Raw genomic sequence first — 17,754 nt, 5'->3', positions numbered from 1 at the left:
GTGCGCACGCTGCGCGAACTGGGACTCGCCGTCGTCGACGATCCCGACGGCGCCCGGAGCAGACGTGCTGCCCGGCGGGGGCTGAACCCCGCCGGGCACAGGGGACGGCCGGTCAGGTGGTCGAACAGGTCGTGCCGTTGAGGGCGAACGTGGTCGGGGCGGTGTTGGTGGCGCCCTTTCCGGCGATGAAGCCGACGGTGACCGAGCCGCCGGCGGGGATGGTGGAGGTGTACGAGGCGGGGGTGACGCTCACCGTGCCGCCGTTCTGGGTGGGGTTCCCGCCCCACATGTTGTTGATCGTCTGGCCGTTGGCGAAGCTGAAGCCGAGTGTCCAGCCGCTGATGGCGGTGGTCCCGGTGTTGCGGAGGGCGATCTCGCCCTGGAAGCCGCCCTGCCACTCCCCGACGACGCGGTAGCCGACGGAGCAGGTGCCGCCCGGCGTGCTGCCGCCCTTGGTGGTGACGTTCACCGTGGCCGAGCGCGCCGAGCGGTTGCCCGCCGCGTCGCGGGCGTAGACGGCGAGGGTGTACGCCGTGTCGGCGGTCAGGCCGGTCACGGTGGCGCTGTTGGTGGTGGAGGCGGCGACCTTGGTCTCGGAGGTGCCGCTGACGCGGACGACGTCATAGCCGGCGACGCCGACATTGTCCGTGGCGGCGCTCCAGCCGAGGGTGACGGAGGTGGCCGTCACCTCGGAGGCGGTCGGGGTGCCGGGGGTGGTCGGTGCCTGGGTGTCGCCCGGGTTGGTGCCGCCGTAGATGGTGGCTTCCTTGGAGGTCTGGGCGATGCCGTTGGCGCCGTTGAAGATGCGCTGGCCCCAGGAGCTGAGCTGCGTGGGGTCGAAGCCGATCGACAGATCGAGGATCGGGTCGGTGTTGCCGCTCCAGGACCAGGCCAGGTAGCCGAGCTTGAGCTGCTGGGCGGTGGCCATCATGGTGTCTTCGTCAGGGTCGCCCCACTGGTCGGCGGGTCCGCCGAACTCGCCTATCAGGATGGGCAGTTTGGCGTTGACGAAGGCGTTGAGGTAGTCGGTGATCTCCTGGGCGGTGTCGAAGACGCTGTACATGTGGATCGAGAAGATCAGGTTGCCGGTGGTGTCGGCGTCGTAGACGGACTGGGCGTTGGCGCGCATGACGCCTTGCCAGTCCTGGCCCCAGTTGGGCGCGTCCACCATGATCGTGTGCTCGAATCCGGCGGTGCGCAGCTTCTTGACGGCGGCGATGGTGGGGTCGGTCCAGCCGGCGGGGTCGGTATTGCCCCAGGGCTCGTTGCCGATGTTGACGATGACGTAGTTCTCCTGGCCGGCGAGCACGTCTTTGAGACCGATCCAGTAGTCGGCCGCGTGGTCGAGCGTGCCGGCCGCGGCCTCCTCGCCGTAGCCGGTGGTGTCGTGCACCTCCAGTACGCAGATCAGCCGGTTGGCCTTGCACTGGGCGACGACGCTCGCCACATCGTCGGGGCTGTTCTTGGTCCAGCGGTGGCCGTCGGAGAGGACGACGCGGACGGTGTTGGCACCCAGCGCCTTGATGTCGGCCAGGGACTGCGTCTCGCCGGGGTACCAGGTGTGGGCGTGGTTGACGCCCCGCATGACGAAGTCGTTGCCGTTGCCTTCGACCAGCCGGCCGTCGCTGATGTGGAGGCCGGTGGCGAGGGCGCCCGGCGACTGGGCGTGGGCGACGGTCGGCCAGAGGGCACCGAGGACGACCAGCCCGAGAAGGGTGGCCAGTCCCCTCAGCACGTGGACCATGGGGCGCTTGCGCGTTGTGCTTCTTGTTGTTCTCACTGCGACTCCAGGGAGTGAGCGTCAAGAAACTCAGGCATCAGAAGGAACATGGGAGCGCTCCCATGTAGCCATCATGCCAAGTACACGTCAAGAGATCGCGCATACTCCGGTGCCGGAACGGCCGGTGCGCGAGGGCGGGGCGAGGGGTGGGGCGAGGGGGCGATGCGGAAGGGGCGCATGGCGGACAGGAGTTCCGCCACCGGCTGCCGTCAGAATCGCGATCGGGTCCGCGGCGGTCCGCGGCCTCCTCGGCGTGGGTCCACCCGGATACGCGGACCGTGGCAGGGCACGAGCACATTGGTCATGATTCACGGAGAGAGGAAGCCGGCGATGAAACCGCCCCGCCCCACAGCTCGTTCGTCCCGCCCCGCAGGCGGTTTCCGGCGTGCTGTGCCGGCCGGCATGATCCTGGCGGTCGCGCTGACGAGCCTGACGCCGGCGAGTCGGGCCATCTCTCCGCCCTCCGGTGAACCGGCCGGATCCTGCGCGAGCCTGACCGAGCTGACCTTCACGGACGACACCCGGGTCACCGGCGCCGAGCTGACCTCCGCCAACCCCTCGATCTGCCATGTGCGCCTGCTCGTTCCCGGGAGCATCCACATCGCGGTCTCCTTGCCGGCGCAGGGCTGGAACGGACGGTTCCAGGGGGTCGGAGGCGGCGGCTACGCCGGCGTTCTCACCCCGCCCGACGGCGCGGCGAAGAAGGGCTATGCCGCGGCGTCCACCGACACCGGCCACACCGGATCAGCGATGTCCGGTGCGTGGGCGTGGTCGCCGGCCGGGATGAAGCAGGACCTCATCACCGACTTCGCCCGCCGTTCGGTCCACGAGATGACCGTCAAGGGCAAGGCGGTGACCCGGGCCTACTACGGCCGGCCGGCCGCCCGCTCCTACTGGAACGGCTGCTCCACCGGCGGCCGGCAGGGTCTGATGGAGGCTCAGCGCCACCCGGGGGACTACGACGGCATCGTCGCCGCGGCACCCGCCATCAACTGGGACCGGTTCGTCCCCGCGATGCTGTGGCCGCAGGTCGTGATGCGGGAGAGCGGTCATCAGATCGCGCCCTGCGTCTTCAAGTCGGTCAACGAGGCGGTCGTCTCCGCCTGCGACGGCAAGGACGGCGTGCCGGACGCAGTGGTGGATCCCCGGACCTGCCGCTTCGATCCGTCGGTACTCGTCGGCAGGAAAACGCCCTGCGGCCCCATCACCGCCTCGGACGCGGCCGTCGTCGAGAAGATCTGGCAGGGCCCGCGCCGCGAGGACGGCTCGTTCCTCTGGTACGGGCTGACACCGGGCACCACGTTCGCCGGACTCGCCGCCGGCACCGCCGCCGGGCCGCCGGCACCGGTCCAGCTCGCGTCCGACTGGTTCCGGTGGTGGCTGGCCAAGAACCCGGGCTTCGACTGGCGTACCGTCACCACGGCCGATTTCGCCGCCTACTTCGACCAGTCCCGGGCCGAGTACCACGACGTGCTCGGCACCGACGACCCCGATCTCCGCACCTTCCGAGACCACGGCGGGAAGCTGGTCCTGTGGCACGGCTGGGCCGACGAGTTGATCTTCCCGCAGGGCACGATCGACTACTTCCGGCGCCTCACCTCCGAGATGGGCGGACCTCACCGCACCGAGCAGTTCGCGCGGCTGTTCATGGCCCCCGGCGTCGAACACTGCAACCTCGGCCCCGGCGCCGCTCCGATCGATCCCCTCGCCGAGCTGGTGAAGTGGGTCGAGCAGGGCAAGGCCCCCAAGACCCTCCCCGCCCGAAGGGGGAACGTCACCCGACCGCTGTGCCACTGGCCCTCCGTCGCCCGCTACACAGGCCACGGCAGTACGGACGACGCCGCGAACTTCCGTTGTGCCGGCAGTGGAAGCTGAGGCTCGACTGCTACGACGCGAGGCCGAGAAGGTCGTCGGCGCCGGGGCGAACGGGGCTGACGTCCATAGCGGTCGGTCAACGGCCCCCGCGCGGGTGGCGGTTACACGCGCGTGGGGCGGTTCGGGGGCCGAGTGATGCGTACCGTACGGGCGCGTCGCTCGCGGTGTCATCGATGCGGCCTCGCCCTGCTGACGGGCCCGCGCGGCGGGCCTCCCGGGTGGCGGTCCGGGGGCGCCCGTGCCCGGCCACGGAGGGTGGGGCGCGTGGAGGAGACGATCACGAGCGGGACCGGCTCGGGCATCGAGGCACGCGAGGCGGCCACAGAGAAGACAGGCGAGGCCTGCGGATGACCGCCCTCGGCACGCACCGAACACCCGGGCGGTGCGGGTCGGTTCGGGGGGCTGCTCAGCGCGTACGCCGGGCAGCGTGGTGCCGCGCGTAGGGTGGGCCCATGCCCGACGTGTCGCCCCGGCTCGAGCCGTTCACCCCGCAGACCGAGCCCGCTGCGCTCGAGGATCTCCGCGCGCGGTTGCGTGCTACGCGCTGGCCGGATACGCCCGAGGACGCTGGGTGGGCGCTAGGGACCGACCTCGCCTACCTCCGCGAGCTCGTCGCCTACTGGGCGGACAGGTTCGACTGGCCGGCGCAGGAGGCGGCGCTCGCCCGGCTCCCCCGCTTCCGCGTCCGGCTCGGCGGCCTCGGGATCCACTTCGTGCACGCCCGGGCCGCCGCCCCGGCCGGGCCCGTCCTGCCGCTGGTCCTCAGCCACGGCTGGCCGGACTCGTTCTGGCGCTACTCGAAGGTCATCCCGCTCCTCACCGATCCCGGCGCACACGGCGCCGACCCCGCCGACGCGTTCGACGTGGTCGTGCCCGACATGCCGGGCTACGGCCACTCCGACCGCCCCACCGGCCCGCCGCTCGACTCCATCGCCGTCGCCGGCCTGTGGGCCGAGCTCATGGGCACCCTCGGCTACGCGCGGTTCGGCGCGGCGGGCGGAGACATGGGCAGCCACGTGAGCCGCTACCTCGCGCTCGACCACCCCGACCGGGTCGTGGCCGTGCACCGTATGGACGCGGGCCTGCCCGTCTTCACCGGCGACCCGGCAGACCTCGCACCCGAAGAGCGCGCCTGGCTCGAGGGCGCCGCGGCCTGGGGCGCGGCCGAGGGCGCCTACGCCGCCGTGCACCGCACGAAGCCCCAGACCGCCGCCTTCGGGCTCACCGACTCGCCGGCCGGGCTCGCCGCGTGGATCGTCGAGAAGCTCCGGGCGTGGAGCGACTGCGGCGGCGACGTCGAGCGGCGCTTCACGAAGGACGAGATCCTCACGAACGTCACGCTCTACTGGCTCACGGGGACGATCGCCTCGTCGATGCGCATGTACCGCGCGAACGCCGCGATCGCGCCCGCGCAGCACGCCCGCCGGGTCGAGGTGCCGTCCGGTTTCTCGATCTTCCAGGGCGACGTCGTCCGTCCGCCGCGGGCGTGGCTCGAGCGCACGGCGAACGTGGTGCGGGTGACCGAGCCCGCGCGCGGCGGGCACTTCGCGCCGTTCGAGGAGCCCGAGCTCTACGCGGAGGAGCTGCGCGCGTTCTTCCGCCCCTACCGTGCGGCGGCGACGGCCTGAGGGAGGTAATTCGGTAGCGCCGGGCAGGGGACGTCGTTAGCGTCACGCCGTGATGTACGAGGATCCCCTGGCCTACCTGATGGGCCTTGAAGGGCTTGCCCTGCTGCGTTCGTTCACCGGTGAGTACGACCGCGAGTTCGTCGACGCGCGCATCGCCGAGATACGGAAGCTCCTCGACGACGAGTCGCTGGCCGACGCGGCCGTGGACGTCGCCCGGGTGAGCACTGTCGAGGGATACAGGGTCTGGTCGCGGACGTATGACGGCCCCAACCCGGCGTTCGACTTCGACGAGCCCTTGATAGCCGAGATGGTCGACGGGATGCCGGCGGGCGTCGCTCTGGATGCCGCGTGCGGCACCGGTCGGATGGCGGCCCTGCTGACCGCGCGCGGCCACCGGGTCCTCGGTGTCGACAGCTCGCCGGACATGCTCGCGCGGGCACGCGAACGGGTGCCGGGTGGCGCGTTCCACCTGGGCGACCTGAACCGGCTGCCGGTGGCCGACGATTTTGTGGATCTTGTGGTCTGCTCCTTGGCGCTGACGCATGTGTCCGACCTGCGGCCGGTGATGGCGGAGTTCGCCAGGGTGTTGCGCTCGGGCGGGCACCTCGTGACCTCCGACATCCATCCGGAGTGGGTTGCGCGGGGCTCGATTCCGCCGGTGCGCCTGCCGGACGGGCAACGGGGACGGCTGGAGAGCTACCGCCACTCGACCGGAGACTACCTGCGTGCCGCGCTGGCCGCGGGCTTGCGGGTCCGACGCTGCGAGGAGCCGGTGGCAGCGGCCGCGGAACGCGCCGAGTCGCAGGAGCCGCCGCCAACGCCCAAGACGGAACCGGGGCCGTGGGAGATCTGGCCGTGGTCCTTGGCCGCCCTGGTACCCAAGGCGGCGAGAGCGGCCAACGACGGCCTTCCGGTGGAGATCATCTGGGAGTTCCAGCTGATCTAGTGCCGCGGCAGGCATCGTTTGCCCGTCAAGGAGCGGCGTTCGGTGCGTGCTCTGGGGGTCCCCCTCTGGGGGAGTGCCGGCCGGAAGACATCGTCCGCCCGAAGGGCCTGGACGTACTTGGGCTTTCGGCCGGTGCGGCGAGAGGGCGTGCGGGGCGTCGCGAGGGGGCGACCGTTGCCTGCCGCGGCACTAGCGCCGAGCAGGTCGGCAACGCGACCTGGCCGACCCCGCCGGGACCGACCCGGAACTCGCCTGTCCGATCGGCCCGGTCGTGGACATCGTGTTCAGCAGGTGGACCATACCGAAGGGAGCCCCCCACGGCCACCCCTCACAGCCGTCCGTGGCCACACGGACGAAGGAGCGGACGCGCGTATCGGTGGTGGCGCTGTTCCAGGCGACGACGAGGCGGCTGTGCGGCATGTCGGCCAGGGGGACGCAGACGAGACCCTCCGAATCCCCAGCCACGGCGTGCAGCTCGTACCCAACCTCGGTGTCGTCGGCGGCACGCATTCCGTGATCGTGGTCGAGACCGGACTGGGAGCGCGCAACGCCGAGGCCGTGCTGGCACTCGCCACCGAGTAACCCAAGGGCCGCACGCTCTACTTGACCACGACCCACTTCCACCCCGAGCACGCCTTCGGCGCGCGCGTCTTCGCCGACGCCGCGCGCCGAAGGCGTGCTACCTGGTCAACCGGGCCCAGGCCGGGGAGCTTGCCGCCAAGGGGGCCGGCTATCTGCGTTCACCGGCGATCCGGCCGAGGCCGGGCAGTTCGCGATCTTCCCGTGGTTTCCGCCGCACGACACGGACGTGTCCGGGATGCGCTGGATCGAGGTGATGGACCGTCTGACCGCTGAGAACCCCGGGTGGTTGTCCCCGGCCACGAGGACGTCGGCGACGCCGGGGCTGCTGGCCGACGTCCACGACTGTCTGCGGCTGCTGCGCGACGAGACCCGGCGGCGCCGGGACTCGGCCATGGCGCAGGAGACGATCGTCGAGGAGGTCAGAGCCCTGATGAGCGCACGCCACCCGGAGTGGGCCGGCCCGGCTGGATCGAGCGGGGCGTCGGCTGTCTGTGTGCCGAACACTCCGCCGACGCCCGTACGCCGTAGGCGCGGAAGCCCGTTGGCTGCCGGGTTCGCCCGAGTGAGCGCCCTGAGTGGTGGGATCCCCAGGACTGGCTGACGGTGGATCACGTCGAGGCCGGGTCAGATCAGCTGACGCAACGCCAGCTGCCCGGCCGAGACGGAAGGAATTTCCGGATGCGCTCTACACGCACGCTCCTGGCCGCTGCAGCCGCCTCCGCCGTCCTCGCGATCGCCGCACCCTGCGCTCACGCGGTCGAGGGTGACGAGGGATACGGGGACCACGGGGACTCGTCGTACAGCAAGGAGCACAAGGAGCACCACAAGGACGGCGGGCACGACTCACCGCGTGGCGGCATGCACACCGGTGGCGGCGCGCTGGCCGCGGTGAACGAGGAGGAGTGGGGCACCGCACGCGACCCCAAGCACGACCCGGAGACCTACAAGGACGGCGGGGACGACGGAGCAAGCTCCAAGGACCGCGGGTACGACGGGGAGAGCTCCAAGGACGGCGGGCAGGACACGGGTTCCTACGGCGGCGACCACGACAAGCCCCGCGGCGGGGTGCACACCGGCGGGGGCGCGCTCGCTTCGCCCGGCGTGACGGCGGGCGGGCTGGCCGTACTGGGTGTCGCCGCCACGGGTCTGTTCGCGGCGCGCCGCAGGTCGGCCGGAATCGCGGCCTGACCCATGCCCGACGCGATAGCGGCCGCGGCCGCCGTACGAGCGCCGTACGGCGGCCCGGCCGACTGTTCGCGTATCCCGTCCCCTGCGCTGCCGTACCCGAGTGAGGTGGTGTCCGATGGCAGTTCGTTCCTCTTCCCCCGCCGATACCGATCCCCCCGCCGATCCCTCCACTGGTTCCCCCACGGATGCCTCCACTACTTCCCCCCCTGCTTCCTCCACCGAGACCAAGCCGCCGCCGGCCGAGCGGGATTCCCGCGGTGGGCTGATGCTGCTGTGCGCCGTGGCCGTCCTGGTCCTGGCGGTGAGCCTGTTCGGCGGAGGCGACACGTCGTCCGACACCGCCCGGTCCGACTCCCCCCGCCACCACAGTGCCGCGGCCGCCGGCCCGCACGTCGGCCGGCCCGCAAGCCCGCACGCCGGCCCGTCGACCGCGCCCTCCGAGCACCGGACGGGAAAGAGTCTGCCGCGATCGAGACCGGTTCGCCTGCTCATCCCGAAGATCTCGGTCGACGCCCCCTTCACGGACCTCGCCATCGGCCCGACGGGGCAGCTCGAACCCCCGCCCGCCGACGACGTCAACCTCGTCGGCTGGCACGCCGAGGGCGCCTCTCCCGGTGAGCCGGGCACGTCGATCATCGCCGGGCACGTCGACACCACTACGTCCGCGGCGGTCTTCGCCGGCCTCGGTGCGCTGGAGAAGGGCGACACCTTCCGCGTCGCCAGAGCCGACGGGCGTACGGCCACCTTCGTGGTCGACAGCATGGAGACGTTCGACAAGAAGAACTTCCCAGACCAGCGCGTGTACGGCGACACTCCGCAGGCTCAGGTCCGGCTCATCACCTGTGCGGGCGACTACGACAGCACGGCCCGCGACTACACGCAGAACCTGGTGGTCTTCGCCCACCTCGTCTGACCGACGAGCGATAGGCGATGGTCGCGAGGCGAGCACTGGACACTCCGCGGCTCGCTGCGCACCTCGGTGCCACACAGCACGCCGAGGGCATGGCCGCCCTCAAGTACTTCTACTCCGACGCCGGCCACGACCTGGCCGTAACGGGCTGGTACCGACACTCAGTTGAACCTTCGACTGTCCAGCCTTGAATTTCCCACCGCTGGACAGTTGAAGAATACATTTACATTTTTCCTCCTTTGTCCGCATAAGGCATCAAAAATCGGTGAATCGGGGCTGTAGACCCAACACACGCTCCTGATAAGGGGATGGTGGTATGACTCCCACCGAAGGTCTCGTCACCGACGTCACCGAGGTGCAGATCACCGACGTAGAAGCGGCCCTCGATCCCGTCGAGGCCGACGGCTACTACCGCGACAGCCGCGAATGCGCGGCCCTCGCCCTGTCCGGCGGCAAGTTCGGCCTGCTGCTGTCGCCTCCGACGCCGCGGCCGAAGAAGGGCTGACGGGAGGAGCCGTATGAAGCAGTCAGGCACTTCGATCCGTTTGACGGGCGCGGTGCAGGACCTCGCTTCGGAGGTGGTCTCCGCCCTGCGGGGCGGGGACCACCTCCCCCTCGGCGACAGCCTGCTGGGGCGCGACGAGACGGGGCCGTCCGGCGACCTCACGCTCGCCGCCGTACGGGTCCTGGGTGCCGATGTCCTCCTGCCGAACGTCCTGCGGTCCGTCCCTTCGGATCCCGATGACCTCGCCGTCGTCCGGAAGGCGGTGAAGGCGTTTCCTCCCTCCGCTGACGCTTCGCCCACCTCACTGTGGAGTCACTGGGCCATGGAGCGGGCGCTGCCGCGGTCGGCCGCGCCGCTCGACGGTGCGCGGGCCGACGGCACGGAACCGGGGGCCGAGTGGCTCGACGAGGCCCCATGGCAGTTCCTGACCCACCAGCTGGCGGTCCTCGCTCCCCTCGCCCTTCCCGCGGAGGACTGCGCGGTGGCCCGGGCGGCACGCCGTCGCCCGGTCGACGTCGCCCGGGGCTTCGTCCGCGCGGTGCGCCGGCGCGACTGGCTCCAGGCGGCCGGCGCGGGACGCTGGCTGACCGTACTCGACGGTGTGCCCGAGACGTTGGGCCTGGAGTCCGGGCTGGCGTTCGTGGCCCAGATGGGCGGCGACGATCCGCGAGTGGCCCTTCAGGTCCAGGCCGCGCGGCTCCTGCCCGCGGGAGCACCGGCGTGACGGCCCCCGCGGTCCGGGAGCGGGGGCGGGCCGCACTGGCCTGGGTGTCCGCCCACCGCGACGGGTTCCGGCTCGGCGACGGCGCGCTCGCCGCCGACGGCGATGTGAACACCGGCTGGAAACCCGTCGGTGAGCTGGCTCAGGTGTGCGTGTGCGTCCGCCGGCACACCGACCCCGGCGAGCCCTGGCACCTCACCGCGTCCGATCTGCTGGCGTACGCCTGGCAACAGACCGGCGAGGGCGCCCTGTTCCTCGACGTGCAGCGCCTCGAACCCTTCGCGACATACCCCCTGGAGGTCTACGCCGCGTTCGCCTCGGCCGGTCTGCGCCATGCGGGCTACGAACGGGCCGCCGCGGCGGTGACCCGCACCCGCGGCTGGCGATGGACCGAGCAGGAGCCGAACCGGCGCCTGAGCGTGCTCAATTCCGAACGCCGCAGCGGTCTCCCCCTGCACGAGGACATGCCCGAGGCCCTGCGGCGCACCTGGCTGGGCGGCCTGCCGGAGCCCTGGACCTTCGAACGGAGCGCCGGCTACACGCTCACCCACGTGGTCTTCCACCTCACCGACTGGGGCCTGGATCCCCGGGGGCTGCCACCGGACGTCGCGGCCTACCTCCGGGACTGGCTTCCGCCCTGGCTCGACACCTGCCTGGAGGACGAGCAGTGGGACCTGGCCTGCGAGCTGCTGGCCGTGGCGGCAAGCCTGCCCCGCCTCCCGGAACACACGGTCCTCGCGGACGCCTGGGCCCGGATCGCCGCAGCGCAGGACGACTCCGGCGCCGTGCCGGAAGTGGGCCCGGGCCGCGACCGGCGGGAACCGGAGCGCACCTTCGCCGACTGCTACCACTCCACGCTGATGACGGCGTTCGCCGCCGCGGTCACCCTGGCCCGTCTGCACGAGACCGACGGCGAGGAGGCGACGCCCGCCGCGCGCACCTTCAAGTCCGCGAGCCAGCCGAAACCGGGCGGACAGGGAGCACCCGCATGACCAGCACTCGTCTCATCCACAACGTCTCAGTGGGCGCCATCGAATGGCTCTACGCCCACCGCGACGGATTCCGGCTGGAACCGGACGTCGACCCCGAAGTCGGTTTCTTGGAGCGCTTCAAACCCATCGGCGAACTGGCCCTGATCTGCAAGGTGCTCTTCCGCGAAGGGGTGGCGGGCTCCCGCCAGGCCCAGCTGGCCCGGCAACTGATCGACCACGCCTGGCGGCACACGCTGGAGAACGGCGACATGCTGGTCCGCGGCCAGCGCACGGAGCCGATCTCCCCCATCCCCTTCGAGGTGTACCTCCCCTTCAGGGAACTCGGCTACAGCCATCCCGAGGTGGAGCGCGCGGCCCGGCTCAACCACCGGCTGCTGGGCTATGCCGCCTTCGAGATGACGCCCGTCCGCCGCCTCGGCCTGTCCGCGTTCCAGCGCCGCTTCGGGCTGGCGCCCCAGCCGCCCGAGGCCGAGGTCGTGGGCCGGACCTGGCTGGGACGCACACCCGAGCCCTGGACCGTCGAGGGCCACATCGCCTACGACATCACCCACACCGTCTTCCACCTCACGGACTGGGGCGAGAGACCCGAGGGTCTGCCACCCCCCATCGCCGACTATCTCGCCACCTGGCTGCCGGTGTGGCTGGACGACTGGCTCGATCTGCGGCGCTGGGACCTGCTCGGCGAACTGCTCGTCGTGGACGCCTGTCTGCCCCGCCCCACCCTCGACGAACGGGCCTGGGAAGGCTTCGCCGCGGCCCAGCAGCCCGACGGCGCGATGCCCGCCCTGCGCACGATGCCGCCGGGGGACCCCGAGGAGGTGTTCGACGTGGTCTACCACCCGACGCTCGTCGCCGCCTTCGCCTCCGTGATGGCGATGTCCCGCGCGCTGGCCCGACTGGCGCCGGCACCGGCATGACTCCCCGTCAGACGCCCTGGCCCGGCGACCCGCTCGACGCCGTCGGCGCGCTCCTGTCCGAGGGCGGCCCGCGCACGGACGGCCCGTCCGCGGACGACGAACCGCTGGGCCGGCGGCTCGACGTGGCCGTCGGCGCCGTGCCGGCCCCCGACGTCGTCTTCGCTCTCTCCCGGGACGGGCACCGCACCCTCCGCTGCGGCGGCACCGCGCCGCCCCCACCGGTCCCCCGCAGCCGGCTGCGCTACGAACTGGGATCGGCCTCCAAGACGTTCACCGGACTGCTCCTGGCGCAGCTGACGCGGTCCGGCCCGTTCTCCGGGACCGAGCCCGCCGCCGCGTTCCTCGATCCGGGCCGGCCCACCGGCCGCGATCCCATCACGCTCGCGCACCTCATCACCCACACCTCCGGTCTGCCCGGCCTGCCCCCCGGCTTCTTTAGCCGGGCCCTGCCCGCGTGGCACACCAACCCCTACGCGCGCTGTCCGGGCGAGCGGGTGGTCGACGCCTTTCTGGCGCACCGGCAGCGGCGTCGGCCGGGCACGCGCTGGCGCTACTCCAACTTCGGGGTAGCGGTGCTCGGTCACGCCCTGACAGCGGCGACCGGCGTGCCCTGGGAGGACCTGCTCGCCCGGCACGTGCTGTCCCCCTTGCGGCTCGACGGCATCGCCCTGCACCCGGACGGCCCGGACACCGACGCCACCGGTCACCGCGCGGACGGCACGGCTCCCACACCCCCGCTGGACGCCGGCGGATTCCAGGCGGCCGGCGCCGTCCGGGGCACTCCGGACGACCTGCTCACCTTCGTCGAGGCGCATCTGCGACCGTCCCGCACTCCCCTGCCCGATGCGCTCCGGACGGTGTGCCGGCCCGTGCTGCGGCGGGGCCTCGGCCACCGGCATGTGCACACGATGGGCTGGTTCCGGCATCCGACCGAGCACGGGCCGCTGTACTTCCACTGCGGGGCGACGCTCGGGCAGCAGGCCTTCCTGGGGTTCTGTCCGGGCACCGGCACGGCCCTGGCCGCCGTGTGCACCCGCCGCTTCCGCGCCCGCGACACCTTCGTACCGACCGCCTACAGCCTGCTGGCCGAGGCATAGCGGCTCCCGGACGTCGCCGCGGCGCGGCCGGCGGCCGGGCGGCAAGCGGCACCCGGTCCGCGTGCCGCTCGGCCCTGACGACACGTCAAACGCGCTGCCACAGCGCCGGCGTGGCGGCGGGCTGCCACGCGCTCTGCGACTGGTGGCCCTGGAGGCACTCGTAGGTGACACCGTTGTACGTCACCTGTGCTCCGGTGTCGTAGACACGACCGCTCGCCCACGAACCGGTCGGATCGACGGGAGTTCCGGGGGTTTCGGGTGTGTCGGTCTGCGCCTCGTTCGTCTTGAGGACGAGTCCATATGCGCTGAGCACCGGGTTGATCGGCTGATAGAAGGTGGTGCCGCCGCTCGCGCAGTCGCCGCTGCCGCCCGAGGTGACGCCCTGCGCCTGGGCGCCCGAGAGGTAGGGACCGCCCGAGTCGCCCGGCTCGGCGCACACCGTCGTACGCGTCACACCGTCGACGGTGCCCTCCGTGTAGCTGACGCTGGTGTCGTGCTGCTCGATCGTGCCGCAGTGCCAGCCGCTGGTGGATCCGGAGCGGCAGACCGCGGCGCCGACCAAGGCCTGTACCGAGCCGGCGACCTGGACGTTCTCCTCGCCCTCGCCCTTGACGTCGGGCGTCGCGGTCCAGTCGCTGTTGGCGCCCACCCAGGCCATGTCGTGGCCGGGGAAGACGGAGTCCTCGAAGGCGCCTTGTGCCACCTGGTTGAAGCCGGTGGTCTTCTCCCCCGCCCTGCCGCAGTGGCCCGCGGTGGCGAAGCCCTGCTGCTGCGCCTTGGTGACGGAGAATCCGACGGAACAGCGGGCGGTTTCCTCGATGTAGTAGGCGTCGCCGCCGCGGATGTCGTGCAGGGCGCGCGGGCGGTCCGCCGACACCTCGACCTGCACCAGCCCGCTGTCGACTCCGGCGGCGCTGATCAGCTTTTTCGCGGCGGCGCGGCTCCTGGCCTGGACCGTCACGCGGTTGGTGCGCACGTCGACGTACCGGACCGGCGCCTTGAGGGCCGTGGCGCCGGTCGCGGCGCCGTCCAGCTCCGCCTTGGCCGCCTCGAGGTCCGCCAGAGCGGTCTTGACGACCTTGGCCTTCGCCCCTCCCGCCTCGATCGCGCGGACGTCCGCGGTGTCGGTGGTCGCGACGGTGAGGTCGGCGGAGGTCGCGCCGTCCACCCAGGCACCCGCGAAGCGCTTGCCCAGGGCGATCTGAAGCTGCCCCGCCCGCGTGCCCGCCTCGGCCTCGTTCGCCAGTCGCGTCCTGGCCTGGCTCTCCGTCAGTTTCAGGTCGCGCCGCAACACGCTCAGCATCGCGGTCGACGGGGTGTCGGCGCCGAGCGTCCGGGCGGCCGAGGGCCCGTCGGCCGGAGCGGGCGGTTCGGTGGCCGCCGCCTCGGGCAGTGTCGTCAGCACGAGCGCGCCGAGCGCGGTCACGGCGGCGCAGGCCGCCGCGATGTGTCTGGTGGGCATACACGTCTCCTGGATCTCAGCGGAAATAGTGGCTCGAATCAGTAGCTTTTGCCGCGAGTCGGGCGGAAGATGTCCGGCGCCTGCGGGTTCCTCGGATCGGACGACAGGACAGACCCGCCCGGCCGAACCGGGCGCCGGTCACGCGGGCTTGAGACCCGGCTCGCCCGCCTCGACGACGAAGGAGCCGGCCGTCGTGATCGGCGCCCCCGGAGTGGTCACCGCGGAGACGGTCCGGAAATCGGCCCGCGCCTCCCGCTGCCCCAACTCGACCCGCGCATAGCCGCGCCGCCCGTTGTAGAACTTCAGGTGCGGATTGGCCTTCATATAGGTGTCCCAGTTGGCGGGCTTCTCGGCGCCGTTCCTGCCGCTCGCGACGGAGGTGGCGACGATCTCCGTCCCCAGGGTCGTGGACGCCGGATCGTCGAAGACGTCCTTGATGTCGAAGGCGTAGCCCACATGGACGTCGCCCGTGAGGACCATCAGGTTCTCCACCCCGGCCGACTTCGCTCCGGCGAGGATCCGCCCCCGTGAGGCGCGGTAACCGTCCCAGGCGTCCATGGACATCAGCGCCTGCGCGTTGAGGTCCAGCTTCCGCTGCGAGAAGCAGACCTGTTGCGGCATCACGTTCCACACCGCCGTCGAGGCGTCCCAGCCGTCGAGCAGCCACTTCTCCTGTGCCGCGCCCGTCATGGTGCGCGCCGGGTCGTCCGACTCGGGCCCGGGCACGTGCTGGGTGTCGCCGTACGCCTGGTCGGAGCGGTACTGACGCGTGTCGAGCACGTCGAACTGGGCGAGTGTGCCCCAGTGCAGGCGCCGGTAGAGCCGGAGATCGGGTCCGACGGGCATCTGGGCGCTGCGCAGCGGCTGGTTCTCCCAGTAGGCGCGGTAGGCGGCGGCCCGGCGCAGCAGGAACTCCTCGGGCGGACTGCCGTGTTCGTCGACGGCGCCGGCGTAGTTGTTCTCGGTCTCGTGGTCGTCCCAGGTGACGACGAACGGATGCGCCGCGTGGACGGCCCGCAGGTCCGGGTCGCTCTTGTACAGGGCGTACCGCAAGCGGTAGTCCTCCAGCGAGACGGTCTCACGGTTGAAGACGCCGGGGACGGTGCCGCTCGGGTAACCGCGGGCTCCGCCCGCGGAGTTGACGGCGTACTCGTACAGGTAGTCGCCGACGTGGAAGACCACGTCGACGTCGTCCTGCGCGAGGTGCCGGTGGGCGGTGAAGTAGCCGTCGTGGAAGGCCTGGCAGGACACCGCGGCGAAGGTCAGGGTCGAGGGGGCGGACGTGCGGGCGGGTGCCGTGCGGGTGCGGCCCGTCTCGCTGATCCACGTCCCCGTCCGGAAGCGGTAGTAGTACTCGTGGTCCGGGTCGAGGCCGTCGACCTCGATGTGCACGGTGTGGTTGTACTCGGGGAAGGCGGTGCCGGCGCCGCTGCGGACGACGGTGACGAACCGCTCGTCCAGGGCGACCTCCCAGAGCACCGCGGCGGCCAGCGCGCCCATTCCGCCGCCCGGCTCGTACGGGGAGGGCGCGAGCCGGGTCCACAGCACCACGGAGTCGGGCAGCGGGTCACCGGAGGCGACACCCAGAGTGAACGGATTGTCGGCGATTTTCGACGTGGTCGGCTCGCCCGTACCTGCCGCGCCCGCGGCCGGGACGTTCGTGCTGAAGGCCAGCGCGGCGGCCGCGGCGGTGAGGGTGAGGAATCGGCGGCGCCCGAAGTGACGGGCGGCGGCCCGCAGTTCGCGGTCTGCTGAGCTCATACGGTCCTGGTTCACGGTCGGCGGTGACGGGGGCATGCCGGTTCCGTGAGCCCGAACCGGAATGAAACGGACTTAAGGATGTTAAAGAGATAAAGATCAAAATCCCGAGAAGCGCGCGGGGTGACCTGCGATCAGGTGCTTGCTTACTGGGGTCTGCGGCCCGAAGCGATCGTTATGATGACGCTCATCGATCAAACGAACATTCACGTGCTGGGGAGGCGTCGTGCGGGAGCCGGTGGAACTCAGGCGGCAGCGGGTCCTGGCCGCGGTGGAGGGGCGGGGCAGCGCGCGGGTGCGTGATCTCGCCGCCGAGCTCCAGGTGTCGGTGGTGACGCTGCGCCGGGACGTGGAGGAGCTGACCCGCGAGGGCAGGCTGCGCCGCGGGCACGGGGTCGTCCACTCGACGTCGCCCGTGCCGGAACAGCCCGAACCGCATGCGCCGGACGGGGACACCGTGGCCGTGGTGGTGCCGGAGCGGCACTCGTATCTGTACGAAACCCTGCACGGCGCCCGCACGGTGCTCGAAGAGGCCGGCATGCGCATCGCCCTGCACATCGCGCCCCAGGTGGCCGGGGCGGAACTCCCGCTGGTGGAGCGGGCGCTCGCGGGCGGCGCGCGGGGTCTGCTGCTGGCCCCGCGGTGGCGCACTCCCGCCGTCGAGGAGGCCGACTACGGCTGGCTCGCCGCGCTGGACGTGCCGGCCGTGCTGATGGAACGGCGGCCGTGGCCCGGCAGCGCGCTGCACGCCCTGGACTCGGTGTGCTCGGACCACTGGTACGGCGCACATCTCGCGGTGGAGCACCTGGTGGGGCTCGGCCACCGGCGGATCGTGTTCGCCACGCGGGACGACAGCCCCACCGCGCGGAGTCTGCGAGCCGCCTTCACACAGATCGCCGGGGCGCATCCGCGGCTGGAGGAGTGGGCGTGGGCGCTCAGTTCGCCGGAGGCCGGCCACGACGGGCCGTACGCGGCGCACGAGATGCAGGACGTGCCGACGCTGCTCGGCAAGCTCGGCGCGACGGCGGCGGTGCTGCACAGCGATGTGGACGCCCTGATGATCGCCCAGCGGCTGGCGGAGAGCGGGGTGCGGGTGCCGGAGGACTGCTCGGTCGTGGCCTACGACGACGTGCTCGCGGGCCTGGGCACCACCCCGCTGACGGCGGTGGCCCCGCCCAAGGCGGAGGTCGGGCGGGTGGCCGCGGAGCTGTTGTTGCGGCGCCTCGACGGCCACCGCGGCGCCGGATCCACGGTGCGCCGCGTCGAGTTGCTGCCCGCTTTGCGGGTGCGTGGCTCGACACGCATGACCGTCACATTGAGCCAATGAGCGTTTGACCGCTTTATTTTCTTCTGATCGATCTATTGACCGTTTGTGGTCGACCAATGAGGATTC

General features: G+C 71.7%; 15 protein-coding genes. 12 read left to right on the top strand and 3 right to left on the bottom strand.

What is annotated here, in order from left to right:
* Nucleotides 1–112 precede the first annotated feature (112 nt).
* Nucleotides 113–1,744, bottom strand: coding sequence for a cellulase family glycosylhydrolase (locus AB0I77_RS26070; protein ID WP_363285184.1), 1,632 nt, complete (start codon nucleotides 1,742–1,744; stop codon nucleotides 113–115).
* 366 nt (nucleotides 1,745–2,110) lie between these two features.
* Between AB0I77_RS26070 and AB0I77_RS26065 the strand changes: the two genes are divergently transcribed.
* The 11 genes from AB0I77_RS26065 to AB0I77_RS26015 all read left to right on the top strand — a co-directional run bounded on the left by AB0I77_RS26065 (nucleotide 2,111) and on the right by AB0I77_RS26015 (nucleotide 13,141).
* Entirely contained in the window at nucleotides 2,111–3,655 is a 1,545-nt protein-coding gene (locus AB0I77_RS26065; protein WP_363285097.1) for a tannase/feruloyl esterase family alpha/beta hydrolase, read from the top strand.
* Nucleotides 3,656–4,107: 452 nt separating this feature from the next.
* Nucleotides 4,108–5,283, top strand: coding sequence for an epoxide hydrolase family protein (locus tag AB0I77_RS26060; RefSeq protein ID WP_363285096.1), 1,176 nt, complete (start codon nucleotides 4,108–4,110; stop codon nucleotides 5,281–5,283).
* Nucleotides 5,284–5,335: 52 nt separating this feature from the next.
* Nucleotides 5,336–6,229, top strand: a complete 894-nt coding sequence (locus tag AB0I77_RS26055; protein ID WP_363285183.1) for a class I SAM-dependent methyltransferase — start codon at nucleotides 5,336–5,338, stop codon at nucleotides 6,227–6,229.
* Between the two features lie 808 nt (nucleotides 6,230–7,037).
* Entirely contained in the window at nucleotides 7,038–7,412 is a 375-nt protein-coding gene (locus AB0I77_RS26050) for a hypothetical protein (RefSeq protein ID WP_363285095.1), read from the top strand.
* A 77-nt stretch (nucleotides 7,413–7,489) separates the two neighbouring features.
* A complete protein-coding gene (locus AB0I77_RS26045) occupies nucleotides 7,490–7,999 on the top strand; it encodes a hypothetical protein (protein ID WP_363285094.1) in 510 nt (169 codons plus the stop codon).
* 265 nt (nucleotides 8,000–8,264) lie between these two features.
* A complete protein-coding gene (locus AB0I77_RS26040; RefSeq protein WP_363285093.1) occupies nucleotides 8,265–8,912 on the top strand; it encodes a class F sortase in 648 nt (215 codons plus the stop codon).
* Nucleotides 8,913–9,225: 313 nt separating this feature from the next.
* The gene (locus tag AB0I77_RS26035) at nucleotides 9,226–9,414 is read left to right on the top strand and encodes a hypothetical protein (RefSeq protein WP_363285092.1); all 189 of its coding nucleotides are present in this window, start codon (nucleotides 9,226–9,228) and stop codon (nucleotides 9,412–9,414) included.
* A gap of 13 nt (nucleotides 9,415–9,427) precedes the next feature.
* On the top strand, nucleotides 9,428–10,138 hold the full coding sequence (locus tag AB0I77_RS26030) for a hypothetical protein (protein ID WP_363285091.1): 711 nt from the start codon (nucleotides 9,428–9,430) through the stop codon (nucleotides 10,136–10,138).
* The gene (locus tag AB0I77_RS26025) at nucleotides 10,135–11,127 is read left to right on the top strand and encodes a hypothetical protein (RefSeq protein WP_363285090.1); all 993 of its coding nucleotides are present in this window, start codon (nucleotides 10,135–10,137) and stop codon (nucleotides 11,125–11,127) included. The genes AB0I77_RS26030 and AB0I77_RS26025 overlap by 4 nt, the downstream gene beginning before the upstream one ends.
* On the top strand, nucleotides 11,124–12,044 hold the full coding sequence (locus AB0I77_RS26020) for a hypothetical protein (protein WP_363285089.1): 921 nt from the start codon (nucleotides 11,124–11,126) through the stop codon (nucleotides 12,042–12,044). Before AB0I77_RS26025 ends, AB0I77_RS26020 begins: the two co-directional genes overlap by 4 nt.
* On the top strand, nucleotides 12,041–13,141 hold the full coding sequence (locus AB0I77_RS26015) for a serine hydrolase domain-containing protein (protein ID WP_363285088.1): 1,101 nt from the start codon (nucleotides 12,041–12,043) through the stop codon (nucleotides 13,139–13,141). The genes AB0I77_RS26020 and AB0I77_RS26015 overlap by 4 nt, the downstream gene beginning before the upstream one ends.
* Nucleotides 13,142–13,226: 85 nt before the next feature.
* On the opposite strand, the gene AB0I77_RS26010 is transcribed toward AB0I77_RS26015, so the two are convergent.
* Complete coding sequence (locus AB0I77_RS26010) at nucleotides 13,227–14,603, bottom strand: carbohydrate-binding protein (protein ID WP_363285087.1); 1,377 nt, start codon at nucleotides 14,601–14,603, stop codon at nucleotides 13,227–13,229.
* 138 nt (nucleotides 14,604–14,741) lie between these two features.
* Nucleotides 14,742–16,364, bottom strand: a complete 1,623-nt coding sequence (locus tag AB0I77_RS26005; protein WP_363285086.1) for an alkaline phosphatase D family protein — start codon at nucleotides 16,362–16,364, stop codon at nucleotides 14,742–14,744.
* A 223-nt stretch (nucleotides 16,365–16,587) separates the two neighbouring features.
* Between AB0I77_RS26005 and AB0I77_RS26000 the strand changes: the two genes are divergently transcribed.
* A complete protein-coding gene (locus AB0I77_RS26000) occupies nucleotides 16,588–17,688 on the top strand; it encodes a substrate-binding domain-containing protein (protein ID WP_363285085.1) in 1,101 nt (366 codons plus the stop codon).
* Nucleotides 17,689–17,754: the final 66 nt, after the last annotated feature.

This window comes from Streptomyces sp. NPDC050619, from assembly GCF_040654815.1.
Taxonomy (GTDB): domain Bacteria; phylum Actinomycetota; class Actinomycetes; order Streptomycetales; family Streptomycetaceae; genus Streptomyces.
This window is presented reverse-complemented; position numbering and strand designations above follow the sequence as displayed.

Coding starts and splice junctions, on each gene's coding strand:
- AB0I77_RS26020 (WP_363285089.1), top strand. CDS start 11,124: ATGACCAGCACTCGTCTCATCCACAACGTCTCAGTGGGCGCCATCGAA.
- AB0I77_RS26015 (WP_363285088.1), top strand. CDS start 12,041: ATGACTCCCCGTCAGACGCCCTGGCCCGGCGACCCGCTCGACGCCGTC.
- AB0I77_RS26035 (WP_363285092.1), top strand. CDS start 9,226: ATGACTCCCACCGAAGGTCTCGTCACCGACGTCACCGAGGTGCAGATC.
- AB0I77_RS26040 (WP_363285093.1), top strand. CDS start 8,265: ATGCTGCTGTGCGCCGTGGCCGTCCTGGTCCTGGCGGTGAGCCTGTTC.
- AB0I77_RS26005 (WP_363285086.1), bottom strand. CDS start 16,364: ATGAGCTCAGCAGACCGCGAACTGCGGGCCGCCGCCCGTCACTTCGGG.
- AB0I77_RS26065 (WP_363285097.1), top strand. CDS start 2,111: ATGAAACCGCCCCGCCCCACAGCTCGTTCGTCCCGCCCCGCAGGCGGT.
- AB0I77_RS26010 (WP_363285087.1), bottom strand. CDS start 14,603: ATGCCCACCAGACACATCGCGGCGGCCTGCGCCGCCGTGACCGCGCTC.
- AB0I77_RS26060 (WP_363285096.1), top strand. CDS start 4,108: ATGCCCGACGTGTCGCCCCGGCTCGAGCCGTTCACCCCGCAGACCGAG.
- AB0I77_RS26055 (WP_363285183.1), top strand. CDS start 5,336: ATGTACGAGGATCCCCTGGCCTACCTGATGGGCCTTGAAGGGCTTGCC.
- AB0I77_RS26030 (WP_363285091.1), top strand. CDS start 9,428: ATGAAGCAGTCAGGCACTTCGATCCGTTTGACGGGCGCGGTGCAGGAC.
- AB0I77_RS26045 (WP_363285094.1), top strand. CDS start 7,490: ATGCGCTCTACACGCACGCTCCTGGCCGCTGCAGCCGCCTCCGCCGTC.
- AB0I77_RS26070 (WP_363285184.1), bottom strand. CDS start 1,744: ATGGTCCACGTGCTGAGGGGACTGGCCACCCTTCTCGGGCTGGTCGTC.